Genomic DNA, 14,695 nt, shown 5'->3' with positions numbered 1-14,695 from the left:
CCTGTGAACGTAACCGCTCTACCACGCTACGGGTAGCTTCTCCACGCCATAGACGATGGCGAGCTTTCTGAACGGCACCTCGCCGGCCACATGGAGCCCCGGAAAGCGGCGCAGCAGCGCGGGGAAGGCGATGCGCATCTCCATCTGGGCCAGGGGTGCCCCGATGCAGCGGTGGATGCCGTGGCCGAAGGCCAGGTGCGAGCCCGCCGTCGCGCGCTCCGGCCGGACCTGCTCGATCCCTTCGCCGAGGTGGGGGTCGCGGTTGGCCGCCGTGAGCGAGCAGAGCACCATCTCGCCCTTCTTGATCGTGTGGCCGAGCAGCTCCAGGTCCTCGCGGGCGAAGCGGGGGAAGGCCACCTGCACCACGGTCATGTACCGCAGCAGCTCCTCGACCACCTGCTCGACGTAGCCGTCGTCCTCGCGTACCCGGGCGGCCTGCTCGGGGTTCTCCAGCAGCCAGAGCGTGCCGAGCGCGAGCATGCTCGTGCTGGTGTCGTGGCCGCCGGTGAGCAGGCCGTCGGCCATGCTGGCCAGCGTCCGGTCGTCGAGGTCGTCGCCGTGCTCGCGCAGCAACTGCCCGAGCAGGCCGTCGCCGGGGTTCAGCCGCTCGCGGGCGACCAGGTCCGTCAGGTACGCCATCGCGTCGTTGACCGCCTGAAGCGACGCCTCGGGCCCGGCGGTGAGATCGAAACGGTTCGTGCTGATCTTCAGGAAATCGGACCGTTCCTCGTACGGCACACCCAGCAGCTCGCACACGACCAGGGACGGGATCGGCAGCGCGAACGACTCCACCAGATCGGCGGACGAGCCCTTGGCCGCCATCCGGTCCAGGTGCTCCTCGACCATGGCCTCGATGCGCGGCACCAGCCTGCGCAGGCGGCGCATGGTGAACTCCGGCGTCAGGTACTTGCGCAGCCTGGTGTGCTCAGGCGGATCCCGGAAGCCCAGGCCGCCCGGGTCCTCCTGGCTGGTGCCCAGGCCGATCACGTTGCCGAAGTCGTTGCTGAACCGTTCGTGGTCGGCCAGCACGCCACGCACGTCCTCGTACCGGGTCACCAGATACACCGTCTGGTCACCCGGGATCCGCATCGGGAACACCGGCTGCTCGGTACGGATGCGGGCGAGCTCGGCCACGGGATCGAAGCCCTCGCGCATGAACTGGACGAGGGGGAAGTCGTCTGTGTCTGACATCGAAATCCGTCCTGCTGGGGATACATCACACGTTGTTGGGATAAATCCCTACATAGATGGTCCCATCTGGCAGGACGCGATCTGGCCAGCGTCAGTCGAGCGCCAGCATCCTGGTGACCTCGTCCGGGGGTGGGACCGACCGGTCGCGCGCCCACAACGGCGGCTCGGGCAGCGGGGCCTCCGCCACCAGGGACGGCGGTGCCGGTTTGGGCCGGCGCGGCTCGCGCACCCCGCCTTTCCCTCCGCCCGGTTCGTCGAACGGAAAGTCGTCGTCGTCCGGGCCGTGCGGCTCGCCCGGCCCGAAGCCGGGCAGCCAGCTCGGAGTCCCACCGGTGAGAACGCGGCGCCTGCGGGATCGCTTGCTCACGAAGCCTCCTTCGCCAACCGGCTCCATTGTGCGTCACCACCTCCAGGAACGCGAGGTCTCCTGCGATGGGGGAGGATTGTGGTAAACGTGGGCAAAGCGGGGCGGCAGAGGCTGTTTGGCGTACAGGTACGCCGTATTCTGCGATGATCTCGCTATAAGCGGAGTTTGAGCCTCACGGATAGTGACTGATGCCCACATTCGAGGAAATTGCTGCCTTCGTCGCCGAAAAGCCGTTCGCCACCGCGGTCATCGCGCTGCTGGGCCTGGCCGGGCTGGTGCTCGCCTACCTGATACTCAGGGTCACCTGGCGGGCCCTCTCCTGGCTGGTCACGCGCTATATCGCCCCCCGTCCCATCGAGGACGTACTGACCGTCGTGGCCGCGTCCATCGCGACCGGCGTCTCCGCCCAGGGCATGTGGCGCTTCTCCGGTGACGTGCTCGGCCTCGACGGGCCGCTGCGGCTGCTGCTGTTCGCGTTCATCGAGGTCGCGATCATCACCTCGGCCGTACGAGCGCGCCGCAACATGCGCGAGAACTTCTCCGCCGGGATCGACGGCATCGCGGTGTGGGCGCTGACCTGCCTGACCGCCGTCCTGTCCAGCATGGACGCGCGCAGCCTGCCCGAGGCCGTCTTCCGGCTCGCCGCGCCGCTGGTGGCCGCCTGGCTGTGGGAGCGCGGCATGGCCATCGAGCGCCACCGCATCAGGGGCACGGGCCGCATCAACTGGCGGCTCACCCCCGAACGCCTGCTGGTCAGGGTGGGCCTGGCCGAGGTGAGCGACCGCACCGCGAGCGAGGTCGACGCGCACCGCAGGCTCACCCGCGTCGCGCTGGCCGCCAAGCGGGCCAAGGCGCTGCGCGAGGGCGGCGGGTCGGAGCGCAAGATGCGCGCCGCGCTGGCCAAGCTCGACAAGGCCATGGACCAGGCCGTCGAGCACACCGGGCTGGCCGTCGACCAGGGCCGCCAGGAGGCGCTGCTCGCCCAGATCGCCGCCCTGTACAACACCTCCGCCCTCATTGACGCCGACCCGCGCGTGCCCTGGGAGCCCGAGGCCGACCACCACCCCGTCCCCGCCCGCCCCGCCCTGCCGCCCGCGCTGGTCGAGCTCGTCCAGGACGACGACGAGGACATCCAGGTCTTCGACACCACGCCGCAGGTCGTCGACACCGCCCAGCGGGCCGCGCTGATGCGCTCCGCCCGCGACTACTGGGACCGGCAGATCGCCAAGGGCATCGTGCCGCGTACGGTCGACATCGCGCAGGAGATCGGCCTCTCACTGATCGCCGCCCGCCAGTATCGTGCCCTGTGGAAGCTGGAGCCCGAGGCGCACGCGCTCATCGAGGCTCTGTACCAGCAGCATGGCATCGTGGACACCGGCGCCTTCCCGGCCATCGCCGACGACGGGCGGATGCTGACCACGAAGTTCTAGAGCACGTTCGGGGGGAGCGGTTGAGGGAGCGCACGCTCGAACGGGTCAGGAAGCTCCTGGCCAAGGCCGAACGCACCGACAACGAGCACGAGCGGGCCACGTTCATGGCGGCGGCGGCGTCGCTCATGGCCAAGTACGGCATCGACTCCCTCGACCCCGCCGACACCCGCCAGGCGCCGGGCGACCGGATCGTCACCCTGCCCAACCCCTGGGCCAGGGAGAAGGCGCGGCTGGTCAGCCTGGTCGCGCAGGCCCTGCGCTGCCGCCCCCTGCTCATCGGGCGCGGCGACGGCGGGCAGCGGGTGCACGTCTTCGGCTTCGCCGCCGACCTGGAGCGGGCCGACGTGCTGGCCACCTCGCTGCTGCTGCAGATGGCCACGGGACTGGCCCGGGTACGGCCGCCCGACACCGCGATGCGGGCCTACCGGCGGTCGTGGCTGCTCGGGTTCACCGACGAGGTGTACCGGCTGCTGCGCGAGGCCGAGACGCGGGCCGAGGAGCAGGCGCCCGCCGCGAGCACCGCGCTGGTCCTGGCGGACCGGCGGGCGGAGGTGGAGCGGGTGGTGGCGGCGCACTACCCGCGCATCCGGCTCACCGTGCCGCGCACCAGCGGCACCGGCTACCGCGCCGGCGTCGAAGCGGGCCGCCGCGCCGACCTGGGCCGCACCCGCGTGGCCGCCCAGCCGGGCCGCGAACTGACCTGACCGCGGACTGATCCGGCCCCAGCCCCACCCGGCCTCAGCCCGAGGCCGGGCGCCAGCCGGCCGGGCGTCAGCCCAGGGTGGACGAGACCAGGGAGCGGGCCTCCTCCTGGACCTCCGCCAGGTGGCCGGGCCCCTTGAAGGACTCGGCGTAGATCTTGTACACGTCCTCGGTCCCCGACGGCCGGGCCGCGAACCAGGCGCTCTCCGTCGACACCTTCACCCCGCCCAGCGGCGCCCCGTTGCCCGGCGCCGCCGTCAGCACCGAGGTGATCGGCTCGCCGGCCAGCGACGTCGCCGTGACCTGGTCGGCCGACAGCTTGCCCAGCAACGCCTTCTCCTCCCGCGTCGCCGGCGCGTCCACCCGGGCGTACGCCGGCTCGCCGTAGCGGGAGGTGAGGTCCCGGTAGTGCTCGCTCGGCGAGCGCCCCGTGACCGCGAGGATCTCCGACGCCAGCAGCGCCATGATCACGCCGTCCTTGTCCGTCGTCCACACCGACCCGTCGCGGCGCAGGAACGACGCCCCGGCGCTCTCCTCGCCGCCGAACCCGAGCGAGCCGTCCAGCAGCCCCGGCACGAACCACTTGAAGCCCACGGGGACCTCGTAGAGCCGCCGCCCGAGCGAGTCCGCCACGCGGTCGATGACCCCGCTGCTGACCATCGTCTTGCCCACCCCGGCGTCCGCGGGCCAGCCGTCGCGGTGCGCGTAGAGGTAAGAGATCGCCACGGCCAGGTAGTGGTTGGGGTTCATCAGCCCGCCGTCGGGCGTGACGACGCCGTGCCGGTCGGCGTCGGCGTCGTTCCCGGTGGAGATCTGGTACTTGTCGCGATTGGCGATCAGCGAGGCCATGGCGTACGGCGACGAGCAGTCCATCCGGATCTTGCCGTCCCAGTCGAGCGTCATGAACCGCCACGTCGGGTCCACCAGCGGGTTGACCACGGTCAGGTCGAGCCGGTGCCGCTCGGCGATCTCCCCCCAGTAGGCCACGCTGGCCCCGCCGAGCGGGTCCGCGCCGATCCGTACGCCCGCCGACCTGATCGCGTCGAGGTCGAGAACCGAGGGCAGATCGTCGACGTACGCGCCGACGAAGTCGTAACGCCCCGTCGTGTCCGCCCGCAGCGCCTTCGTGTACGGGACGCGCGGGATGTTCTTCATACCATCGGCCAGCAGGCGATTGGCCCGGTCCTGGACCCAGGTCGTGGCGTCGGTGTCGGCCGGCCCGCCGTGCGGCGGGTTGTACTTGAAGCCGCCGTCGGCCGGCGGGTTGTGCGACGGCGTGATCACCACCCCGTCCGCCAGCCCGGTGGAGCGGCCTCGGTTGTAGGTGAGGATCGCGTGCGAGACGGCGGGCGTCGGCGTGTAGCCGTCACGGCTGTCGATGAGCACCCGCACCCCGTTGGCCGCGAACACCTCCAGCGCCGACACCCTCGCCGGCTCCGAGAGCGCGTGCGAGTCGATGCCGAGGAACAACGGCCCGTCGGTGCCCTGAGCGTGGCGGTACTCGCAGATCGCCTGGCTGGTGGCGAGGATGTGATCCTCGTTGAACGCCGTGTTCAGCGACGAGCCACGATGCCCGGAGGTCCCGAACGCCACCCGTTGCGCCACCTCATCGGGATCGGGGTGGAGGGCATAGTAGGCGGTGACCAGCTTGGCGACGTCGACCAGGTCGGCGGGCTGGGCAGGCTGTCCGGCGCGTTCGTGGCTCATGGGGCCACTTTACGAGTGGCCGCCCCGACACCGTCGGCTAGACTCGCGTCAGTCACTAGAATGGAGTTCGGTTGCCATGCGTATCGGACTGCTCCTCAACGAATCCAAGGATCCGGACCCGCTCGGCGGGCTCCGCGACACCCTCGCCCAGGCGGCCGACGACGGCTTCGCCTCCGCCTGGCTATCGCACATCTTCGGCCTCGACGCCCTTACCGCGCTGGCCGTGGCGGGCAGCCAGGTGCCCGGCATCGAGCTCGGCACCGCCGTGGTGCCGACCTATCCACGCCACCCTCTCGCGCTCGCTCAGCAGGCCATGACGGTCAACGCGGCGGTCCGCGGACGGCTGTCGCTGGGCATCGGCCTGTCGCACCAGGTCGTCATCGAGCACATGTTCGGCTACAGCTTCGAGCGGCCCGCCAGGCACATGAAGGAGTACCTGAACATCCTCATGCCGGCCACCCGCGCCGAGCAGGTCGACTACGACGGCGAGACCCTCAGGGCCCACGCCCGGCTCACCACTCCGGGAGCCGGGGTGCGGGTGCTGATCGCGGCCCTGGGCCCGCGCATGCTCAAGCTGGCCGGCACCGTCGCCGACGGCACCGTGCTCTGGATGACCGGCCCCAAGACCGTCGCCGAGCACGTCACGCCCGTCATCACCGCCGCCGCGAGCGAGGCCGGGCGGCCCGCGCCGCGCGTGGTCTGCTCGCTGCCGATCTGCGTCACCGACGACGCCGACGCCGCCAGGGCCCGCGCCAACGAGGTCTTCTCCGTGTACGGCCAGTTGCCCTCCTACCGGGCCATGCTCGACCGGGAAGGCGCGGCCGGGCCGGGTGACGTGGCGATCGTCGGCGACGAGGACAGCGTGGGCGCCCAGATCGACGCGCTGGCCAAGGCCGGGGTGACGGAGTTCGTGGCCTCCGAGTTCGCCAAGCGGGACCGTACCAGGGCATTCCTCAAGACGCTTCTCTGATCGGCGCGTCGGCCGAGGGACCGGGAGGCATCCGAATAAACTCCCGCAAGGTGAAGCGCGAGCTGCATGGCATAGACGTGTCCAACTGGCAGGGCTCCGTCGACTGGACCGACCACGCGGGTGCGGGGGTCAGCTTCGCCTTCGCCAAGGCCACCGAGGGCGGCGACTACACCGACAAGTACTTCGCCCGCAACTGGCAGGGCATGCGGGAGAGCTGGATCGTCTGCGGCGCCTACCACTACGCGCGCCCGAAGGGCGACGCGGCCGAGCACGCGCGCCACTTCCTGCGCGCGATCACGGCGGCGGGCGGGCTGCGCCGTGGCGACCTGGTCGCGCTCGACCTGGAGAACAACGACGGGCTCCGGCCCGAGCAGGTCGCCCACCACGCCCGCCGCTGGTGCCGCTACGTGGAGCGGCACGGCGGCGTGCGGCCGTTCATCTACACGTTCCAGTGGTTCGCCCGCGCGGGCAACTGCACGGGGCTCGGCGACTATCCGCTGTGGATCGCCAGCCCGGAGAAACCGCGCGGCGAGCCGCTGGTGCCCAGGCCCTGGCGGGACTGGACGATTCATCAGTATGCGAACAGTCCGCTCGACCGCAACGTCTTCCACGGAAGCCGGGAAGACCTGACAAGGCTGGGGTTTCACCCGCGATAGCATCGGTGTTCACCACCGACAGTGCTATCCAAGGGAGTCACCGTGTCAGCCGAGCTACGCATCACCCTCGCCGGAGCCGAGCGTGTGGTCGCGGCCGGCACGACGGCCGGTGACGCGCTGGAGGCCGACGGCCGCGCCGTCATCGCCGCCAGGGTCAACGGCGAGCCCCGCGACCTGGCCCACCAGGTCGCCGAGGGCGACGTCGTCGAGCCGATCGAAGTCTCCAGCGACGAGGGCCGGGCCATCGTCCGCCACTCCACCGCCCACGTCATGGCGCAGGCGGTGCAGGAGCTGTTCCCCGGGGCCAGGCTCGGCATCGGGCCGCCGGTCGAGAACGGCTTCTACTACGACTTCGACGTCGAGCAGGCCTTCCACCCCGACGATCTCAAGCGCGTCGAGAAGCGCATGCGCGACATCGTCAAGCAGGGGCAGCTGTTCTCCCGCCGGGCCGTCTCCGACGACGAGGCCCGCGAGGAGCTGGCCGCCGAGCCGTACAAACTCGAGCTGATCGGGCTCAAGGGCGGCGACTCCGACGATCACGCCGGTGTCGAGGTCGGCGCCGGGCAGCTGACCATCTACGACAACCTCGACCCGAAGACCGGCGAGCTGTGCTGGAAGGACCTGTGCCGCGGCCCGCACGTGCCCTCCACCAGGTCCATCCCGGCCTTCAAGCTGATGCGCTCCGGCGGCGCCTACTGGCGCGGCAGCGAGAAGAACCCGCAGCTCCAGCGCATCTACGGCACCGCTTGGGAGTCGCGGGACAAGCAGGACGCCTACCTCAAGATGCTGGAGGAGGCCGAGAAGCGCGACCACCGCAAGCTCGGCGCGGAGCTCGACCTGTTCTCCTTCCCCGACGAGCTGGGCTCCGGGCTGGCGGTCTTCCACCCCAAGGGCGGCGTGATCCGGCGGGTGATGGAGGACTACTCGCGGCGCAAGCACGAAGAGGCGGGCTACGAGTTCGTCAACACGCCCCACATCACCAAGGAGACCCTCTACCAGGTCTCGGGGCACCTCGACTGGTACCGCGACGGGATGTTCCCGCCCATGGAGCTCGAGGGCGCCCGCTACTACCTCAAGCCGATGAACTGCCCGATGCACAACCTGATCTTCCGGGCGCGCGGGCGGTCCTACCGGGAGCTGCCGCTGCGGCTGTTCGAGTTCGGCACGGTCTACCGCTACGAGAAGTCGGGCGTCGTCCACGGCCTGACCCGGGTGCGCGGCATGACGCAGGACGACGCGCACATCTACTGCACCCGCGAGGAGATGCGCGACGAGCTGACCTCGCTGCTGCGCTTCGTCCTCGACCTGCTGCGCGACTACGGGCTCGACGACTTCTACCTGGAGCTGTCCACCAAGGACCCGGAGAAGTTCGTCGGCTCCGACGACGTGTGGGAGGAGGCGACCGAGACGCTGCGCGAGGTCGCCGAGGCCGAACGCCTGGAGCTGGTGCTCGACCCGGGCGGCGCCGCCTTCTACGGGCCGAAGATCTCCGTGCAGACGCGTGACGCGATCGGCCGCACCTGGCAGATGTCGACGATCCAGCTCGACTTCAACCTGCCCGAGCTGTTCGAGCTCGAATACCAGGCGTCCGACGGCACCCGCAAGCGGCCCGTCATGATCCACCGGGCGCTGTTCGGCTCGATCGAGCGCTTCTTCGGCGTCCTGGTCGAGCACTACGCGGGCGCCTTCCCTCCGTGGCTGGCCCCCGTGCAGGTCGCCGGCATCCCGATCGCCGACGCGCACGCCCCCTACCTGCAGGACGTGGCCAAGAAGCTGCGCGAGCGCGGCATCAGGGTCGAGGTCGACACGGCCGACGACCGGATGCAGAAGAAGATCCGCAACGCGCAGAAGGCCAAGATCCCTTACATGCTGCTGGCCGGCGACGACGACATCGCCAACGGCGCGGTCTCGTTCCGCTACCGCAACGGCGAGCAGAAGAACGGCGTGCCCGTGGAGCAGGCGATCGCCGAGATCGTCAACTCCGTGGAGCGCCGCGTTCAGGTCTGACTTTCGGCTGGACATGATGAAGGGGTACGGCGGGTGTCCGCCGTACCCCTTCATGCGTTACTTGGCGAGCGGCTGGCCCTGCTTGTCGGTGAACTTACCGATGAGGATCATGATGAAGTCGATCAGCACCCAGACGCCCAGACCGCCGAGGGTGATGAGCTGGAGGATGCCGGTGCCGATCTTGCCGACGTAGAAGCGGTGGACGCCGAGCGCGCCCAGGAAGAAGCAGAGCAGGACAGCGACGATCCATGACTTGGCCATGAAATGGTCCCTTTCGATGGGGGAGTTGGGCCGGGCGTTGAGGGCATGGTGAGCCCGGTCGGTGTTCATCCGCGGGAGTGATCACCGCGAAGCACGAACGCTAGCAACAGGAGCCACGGGCCACCAGTGTTTCGGCGCTTTGTCAGCCGACGCGCGCCATATGCCGAAATATCCTTCCATCTCGGTAAATATCCGCTAAAGCGGGATAAAAAGGTGGGTGGTTCGCCCGGCCGCGATGCGCCCGCGGTTGGGGGGCCAGGGCGTGCGGTACGCTGACCGTACTCTGAAGATCACGCTTCCCAGAGAGATGCCGCAGAGCGGAAGCAAGGCCCGCACATCGCGTGTGAGGACCCGGAGGGGCGGTGCGAATGTTCGCATGCCCTTTCGAAGGAGTGTTCTCCCGATGAACGTAGGTCTCGGCCTTCCCATCAACGACCCCGCCAAGCTGCTGACCTGGGCCCGCCGCGCCGACGCCGGCCCCTTCAGCTCGCTCGGCCTGCTCGACCGGCTCGTCTACGACAACCCCGAGCCGTTGGTCACCCTCGCCGTCCTGGCCGGCGCCACCTCGCGCGTCCGCGTCCAGACCGAGGTACTGATCGCGCCCCTCCACAACACCGCCGTCCTGGCCAAGCAGGCCGCCACGCTCGACCGCCTGTCCGGCGGCCGGTTCACGCTCGGCATCGGCACGGCCGGGCGCGAGGACGACTACCTGGCGGCCGGCGCCGACGTCCACCGGCGGGGGCGCCGCCTGGATGAGCAGCTAGCCCTCCTGCGACGCGCTTGGTCCGGCGAGCCGTACGGTGACGGCGCCGGCCCGATCGGCCCCGCGCCCGCCCGTCCAGGCGGCCCCGAGGTGCTGTTCGGCGGCTTCGTCCCGGCCGTGTTCGACCGTGTCGCCAGGTGGGGAGACGGCTTCCTCGGCGCGGGCCTGGGGCCCGAGTGGATGGACACGGCCTTCCGCGACGTGGAACAGCGCTGGGCGCTCGCCGGCCGCGAGGGTCGTCCCCGGCTGGTCGCCCAGGTCAACGTCGCCCTCGGCCCGGAGGCGGTGCTGGCGGAGGCCCGGAAGGAGATGGGCGGCTATTACGCGTTCACCGGCCGCGCCGAGCACATGCTGAACGGCCTGCTCACCACACCCACCCGGATCCGGGACGCCGTCACGGCGTTCACCGGCATCGGCGCCGACGAGGTGATGCTCTACTGCTGGGCCTCCGACCCGGACCAGATCCACCGCCTAGCCGACACCCTGCCCTGACACGCCGAGCGCTCCGCCGGTGTCATGAGGCCGGGGTGGTTGGCCCGCTGGCCCGCCGCCCCGGCCCGGCCGGTGCTCGGGCCCCCGGCTTCGGGTCGGTGCTCTGGTGTCGCGTCCGGGGCTCGGGGGCTTGCGTGGGTTCCCTCTCTGTTCAGAAGGGGTCTGGGTCCGGGGGGTCTGTGGTGGGTTTGGGCTCGCCCGGGAGGCGGACGTCGTCGACCGTGACGTTCACCTCGGTTACCCGTAGGCCGAGCATGCGGCTGACGCTGCGGGCCACGTTGGTCTTGACGGCGGTGGCGACCTCCATCACCACGTGGCCGTACTCGACCACGATCGTCAGGCTCACCGCCACCTGGCGGTCCTGGATCTGGGCGTTGATGCCCTGGGTGCCGCGCCGGGAGCCGATGCCGATGCGGTCGCGGACCGACTCGAAGGCTCGGGCGAGGTCGCCGCCCAGGTCCGCCACGCCCGGCACCTCCATCACCGCGAGGAAGGTCACCTTCTCCACCACCTCGTCCGCGACCTTGATCCGGCCCTTCACCACGGCTGCGGTGGCAGACGGCTGCTCGCCGGCGAACGTCGGCGCGGCCGCGTCTCCGTACGGAGCGGCACCGGAGTAGGGGGCGGCGCCGGTGTACGGCGAGGCGCCGGATCCGACGGCTGTGGACGCAGCGGTGCCAGGCCCAGCGGCGGCGCCAGGCCCAGTGGGCCCGAGTCCAGCGGGCCCAGAGCCGGCGGGCCCAAGCCCAGTGGGCCCAGAGCCAACGGCACCAGATGCATTGGGCCCAGGGTCAGAGAGGCCGGATCCAGTGAGCCCGGATCCAGTGGGCCCAGAGCTTGCGGCTCCAGAGCCAACGGCACCAGACGCATTGGGCCCAGGATCGGAGAGGCCAAGTCCGGTGGGCGCAGGGCCGGTGAGGTCAGGGCCGAAGGCGGGGCCGGATCTGGCGGCCTCAGATCCGGCGGAGTCAGATCCAGCAGTCCCATGGCCGGCGAGACCAGATTCGGTGGTGCTGATTCCAGAGAGGCCAGTTCCAGCGGTGCCAGTTGCAGATAGGCCAGGTCCGTTGGGGTTGGGCTCTACGGTGCTGGCGCCGATATCGCGGACTCCGGCGCCGATGTCGCGGACGCTGGCGCCGCTGGAGTCGGCGCTGACACCGCGAACCCCGCGGCCAGAGCGACCAGAGCCGCCAGAGCCGATGGCGCGGACCGGGTCGACGCCGTACGTGTCGGTGCCTCGTCCTGGGGTGTCGGCTTCGGTGTCGCTGTATCCCGTGGCACCCGTCCCGGCAGCACCGGTCCCGGTGTCGCCGTATCTCGTGGTGCCGGATCCTGCGGTGCTGTATCCCGTGGAGTTGGTTTCTGCGGTGCTGTATCCCGTGGTGCTGGATTCTGTGGTGCCCGGTGTGGTGGCGTCGTCGGCTAACGGGTCGGTCATCGCGGCCCTCCTCTGGGCGGTGCTCAGGATTCTGCCGGAAGCATGTGCCGTTTGTCCCCGGACCTGGGGCCCTATGCTGCTAGATATGCACGATCAGGCAGGGGCCGGGGCACCCGATAACTTCCAGCGTCTGTGGACTCCGCATCGCATGGCCTACATCAAGGGTGAGGGCAAGCCGACCGGGACGGGCGCCGACGACGGGTGTCCGTTTGACGCCATTCCCAAGATGAGCGACGAGGATGGGCTGGTCGTGGCCAGGGGCGAGGTCGTGTACGCGGTGCTCAACCTCTACCCCTACAACTCCGGCCACCTCATGATCGTGCCTTATCGGCACGTACCGGACTATGACTGTCTCGACGGCGCGGAGCTGCTGGAGCTGGCGGAGTTCACGCAGCGGGCGGTGCGCGCGCTGCGCAAGGCGAGCGGCGCCCAGGGGTTCAACGTCGGCATGAACCTCGGCCAGGTCGCGGGCGCGGGCATCGCCGCGCACCTGCATCAGCACGTGGTGCCGAGGTGGGGCGGCGATACCAACTTCATGCCGGTCGTCGCGCAGACCAAGGTGTTGCCGCAGCTACTTCGTGACACCCGCGAGCTGCTCGCCGACGCTTGGGACTGACGGCCTCGGCAGCGCGCCGATGCCCGCCGACAGCAGCAGCGGGATCGCCAGGGCCAGGGCCATCGAGAGCACGGCCGCGCCCGAGTCGTTGACCAGCATGCCGATGACGCCGCTGACGAGCGTGCCGATCAGGCCGGCGCGCAGCGCGGGGGAGTAGGTGAAGGCGGCGGGCACCACTCCGGCGGAGGCCTGTTCGGGGCGCAGGATCGCGTAGACGAGGAACGCGACGGCGGCGATCACGATCGGCATCAGGTTGGGGCTGAGCAGCGTGTGGAGCATGGCGTTGAGCTTGCGCAGGATGACGTCGAACGCCTCGCCGGTGAGCACCTGACCGACGAACCGGCCCAGGTGGGTCTGCTTGTCGGGCGGCTGCAGGTAGTTGACCACCGCGAACGTCATCACGATCACCGCCCCCGCCACGCAGAACGCCCCCAGCTTGACGATCGACACCCGCTTGCCCGCCAGGATCAGCGCGGTCACCGCGATGCCCGGCACGAACGCGATGACGCCGCCGAAGTCGCTGCCCATGCCCGAGCCGCCGAGCACCATCGCGAACGCCCCCAGCACCGCCACCGCCGCCACCCCCACCTTGCCCGGGAAGCGGTGGGCGATGGTCGTGGTGGCCAGCAGCGTGCCGGTGGCCAGCAGCGCGAACGGGATGTTGCCCAGGCCGTAGTAGCGGGCGCCCACCTCGGCGCTGTAACCCATGATGCTGTTGAGCTGCAGGGTCGTGCCGGTCAGCAGGTCGCCGGCGAGCGTGAGCGCGGTGATGCCCGCCACGACCGCGAGCGGGCCGAGCGGTGCGCGCCGCCACGGCCCCGCGAAGGACAGGACGGTGATGGCCGCGACCCAGCCGAGTACGCCGCCGATCAGGCCGGGCAGGGTGGACCACGGCAGCAGGTTGACCAGGTAGCTGGAGACGGGCAGCGACGCCAGGGCGACCGCCGCCAGGCGTACCCCCGGCAGGCCCTTGCGGCGGCGCAGCAGCAGGAACGCGATCAGGTAGAACAGGACCTGCAGCACGGCGATGACGGTGAAATAGATGCCCTTGACCGAGCGGATCGTCTGGGCGGTGGCGTCGGCGCGGCGCAGCCGGTCGATCGTCGCGCCCTGCGGGCCCACCTGGAGCGGCACGCCCACGACCGTGTCGGGCACCGCAACGCCCGCCGTGGTCAGCGCGGTGGCGGTCAGGTCGGGCAGGATCGAGATGTCGTCGCGGTGCGTGGAGGCGGCCCCCAGCAGGTGGCCCTGGGCGCCCGGCCGGCGCAGCATCGCGACCCGCAGGTGCGGCACGGAGCCGTGGTCCGACAGGCCGGCCAGGATGACGGTGGCGTCGGCGGGCAGGGCCGACAGCAGCGCGCCCGTCTTCGCGTCGGCCTGCCGCAGCGCGTCGCGGCGCTCGCGCGCGCCGAGCTGGTCGGGTACGCGCGGCAGCGTGCCGGTGGTCAGGTAGGGGCGGATCAGGTCGTCGACCTCCACCGCCACCATCCGGCACCGCGCCAGGTCGGCGGCCGGGACCTGATCGGGGGAGGCGTGATAGCTGGACACGGCGCCGTTGCGGTCGGCCAGCGCCAGCGCGGCGCCGGGGCCGACCGCGACCGAGCACTGGCCGGCGGCCTTCAGGGCCTCGCCGAGCGTGCCCGCGTTGCGCTGGCCGGCCACGTCGATGAGGTAGCGGTAGTCGGGGATGACGGCGCCGTCGCCGCGCGCCTCCGGCGTCGGGGGCGCGCCGCAGCTGTAGCCGGCCGCCGACCTGGTGCCCGCCGACACGGTGAGCCACCCGTCGTAGGGGCAGGTCAGGCCGCCGACCGTGCGTACGGACAGCGATCCGATCGCGCTGGCGCCGGCGAGCCGCCACAGGTTTGGCGTGTCGTTCGGAGTGATGTCGTTCCAGTGGAGCCCCGGCACGCCGATGAGCGCCACCCGCCCGCCACCGACCTCGGCCTGCCCCGCCTGGGCGAACCCCCCGGCCAGCAGGAGAACCGCCAACACGACCAGCACGCGCCTCACGGGAATGTCCCCCTACGATCTACGGCTACCGTCCGCAGCATCGTCTCACCTCGCCGTGGGTGGCGAGACCGTTCGGCACCAGCCT

At 70.7% G+C, this 14,695-nt stretch carries 13 protein-coding genes; 7 read left to right on the top strand and 6 right to left on the bottom strand.

All coding sequences use genetic code 11. The annotated features are described in order from the left end of the window. Window positions 1–18: 18 nt before the first annotated feature. Window positions 19–1,191, bottom strand: coding sequence for a cytochrome P450 (locus KLK06_RS28165; RefSeq protein ID WP_214638656.1), 1,173 nt, complete (start codon window positions 1,189–1,191; stop codon window positions 19–21). A gap of 91 nt (window positions 1,192–1,282) precedes the next feature. After that, window positions 1,283–1,558, bottom strand: a complete 276-nt coding sequence (locus KLK06_RS28160; RefSeq protein ID WP_214638655.1) for a hypothetical protein — start codon at window positions 1,556–1,558, stop codon at window positions 1,283–1,285. A 188-nt stretch (window positions 1,559–1,746) separates the two neighbouring features. On the opposite strand from KLK06_RS28160, the gene KLK06_RS28155 reads away from it, so the two are divergent. Next, complete coding sequence (locus tag KLK06_RS28155) at window positions 1,747–2,988, top strand: hypothetical protein (protein ID WP_214638654.1); 1,242 nt, start codon at window positions 1,747–1,749, stop codon at window positions 2,986–2,988. Window positions 2,989–3,008: 20 nt separating this feature from the next. After that, window positions 3,009–3,692 (top strand): DUF2786 domain-containing protein, encoded by a 684-nt coding sequence (locus KLK06_RS28150; protein ID WP_214638653.1) that lies wholly within the window; start codon window positions 3,009–3,011, stop codon window positions 3,690–3,692. A gap of 67 nt (window positions 3,693–3,759) precedes the next feature. On the opposite strand, the gene pgm is transcribed toward KLK06_RS28150, so the two are convergent. Continuing rightward, window positions 3,760–5,397 carry a phosphoglucomutase (alpha-D-glucose-1,6-bisphosphate-dependent) gene (gene pgm / locus KLK06_RS28145; protein ID WP_214638652.1) on the bottom strand — a complete coding sequence of 546 codons (1,638 nt, stop codon included), beginning with the start codon at window positions 5,395–5,397 and terminating at the stop codon, window positions 3,760–3,762. A 76-nt stretch (window positions 5,398–5,473) separates the two neighbouring features. Here pgm and KLK06_RS28140 point away from each other — a divergent pair, with 76 nt between their 5' ends. The 3 genes from KLK06_RS28140 to thrS are packed head-to-tail and all read left to right on the top strand — an operon-like array spanning window position 5,474 to window position 9,030. Next, a complete protein-coding gene (locus tag KLK06_RS28140) occupies window positions 5,474–6,367 on the top strand; it encodes an LLM class F420-dependent oxidoreductase (RefSeq protein WP_214638651.1) in 894 nt (297 codons plus the stop codon). 50 nt (window positions 6,368–6,417) lie between these two features. Further along, window positions 6,418–7,023, top strand: a complete 606-nt coding sequence (locus tag KLK06_RS28135) for a glycoside hydrolase family 25 protein (RefSeq protein ID WP_214638650.1) — start codon at window positions 6,418–6,420, stop codon at window positions 7,021–7,023. Window positions 7,024–7,065: 42 nt separating this feature from the next. Continuing rightward, on the top strand, window positions 7,066–9,030 hold the full coding sequence (gene thrS, locus KLK06_RS28130) for a threonine--tRNA ligase (RefSeq protein ID WP_374197154.1): 1,965 nt from the start codon (window positions 7,066–7,068) through the stop codon (window positions 9,028–9,030). Between the two features lie 57 nt (window positions 9,031–9,087). Here the strand turns inward: thrS and KLK06_RS28125 are convergent, their stop codons facing one another. Further along, complete coding sequence (locus KLK06_RS28125) at window positions 9,088–9,291, bottom strand: TM2 domain-containing protein (RefSeq protein ID WP_138664761.1); 204 nt, start codon at window positions 9,289–9,291, stop codon at window positions 9,088–9,090. 403 nt (window positions 9,292–9,694) lie between these two features. On the opposite strand from KLK06_RS28125, the gene KLK06_RS28120 reads away from it, so the two are divergent. After that, a complete protein-coding gene (locus tag KLK06_RS28120) occupies window positions 9,695–10,546 on the top strand; it encodes an LLM class flavin-dependent oxidoreductase (protein ID WP_214638648.1) in 852 nt (283 codons plus the stop codon). A gap of 151 nt (window positions 10,547–10,697) precedes the next feature. Here the strand turns inward: KLK06_RS28120 and KLK06_RS62510 are convergent, their stop codons facing one another. Further along, window positions 10,698–11,087 carry an Asp23/Gls24 family envelope stress response protein gene (locus KLK06_RS62510; RefSeq protein WP_214638647.1) on the bottom strand — a complete coding sequence of 130 codons (390 nt, stop codon included), beginning with the start codon at window positions 11,085–11,087 and terminating at the stop codon, window positions 10,698–10,700. A gap of 982 nt (window positions 11,088–12,069) precedes the next feature. Between KLK06_RS62510 and KLK06_RS28110 the strand changes: the two genes are divergently transcribed. Continuing rightward, window positions 12,070–12,600: an HIT domain-containing protein gene (locus tag KLK06_RS28110; protein ID WP_284735149.1), complete on the top strand. Its 531-nt coding sequence runs from the start codon at window positions 12,070–12,072 to the stop codon at window positions 12,598–12,600. On the opposite strand, the gene KLK06_RS28105 is transcribed toward KLK06_RS28110, so the two are convergent. Next, on the bottom strand, window positions 12,556–14,601 hold the full coding sequence (locus tag KLK06_RS28105; RefSeq protein ID WP_308168482.1) for a hypothetical protein: 2,046 nt from the start codon (window positions 14,599–14,601) through the stop codon (window positions 12,556–12,558). The two genes, KLK06_RS28110 and KLK06_RS28105, sit on opposite strands and share 45 nt — an antisense overlap. Window positions 14,602–14,695: the final 94 nt, after the last annotated feature.

Source organism: Nonomuraea sp. NEAU-A123, from assembly GCF_018603905.1.
Lineage (GTDB): Bacteria > Actinomycetota > Actinomycetes > Streptosporangiales > Streptosporangiaceae > Nonomuraea.
The sequence above is the reverse complement of the archived record's forward strand: the minus strand, read 5'-3'. Positions and strand labels throughout refer to the sequence as shown.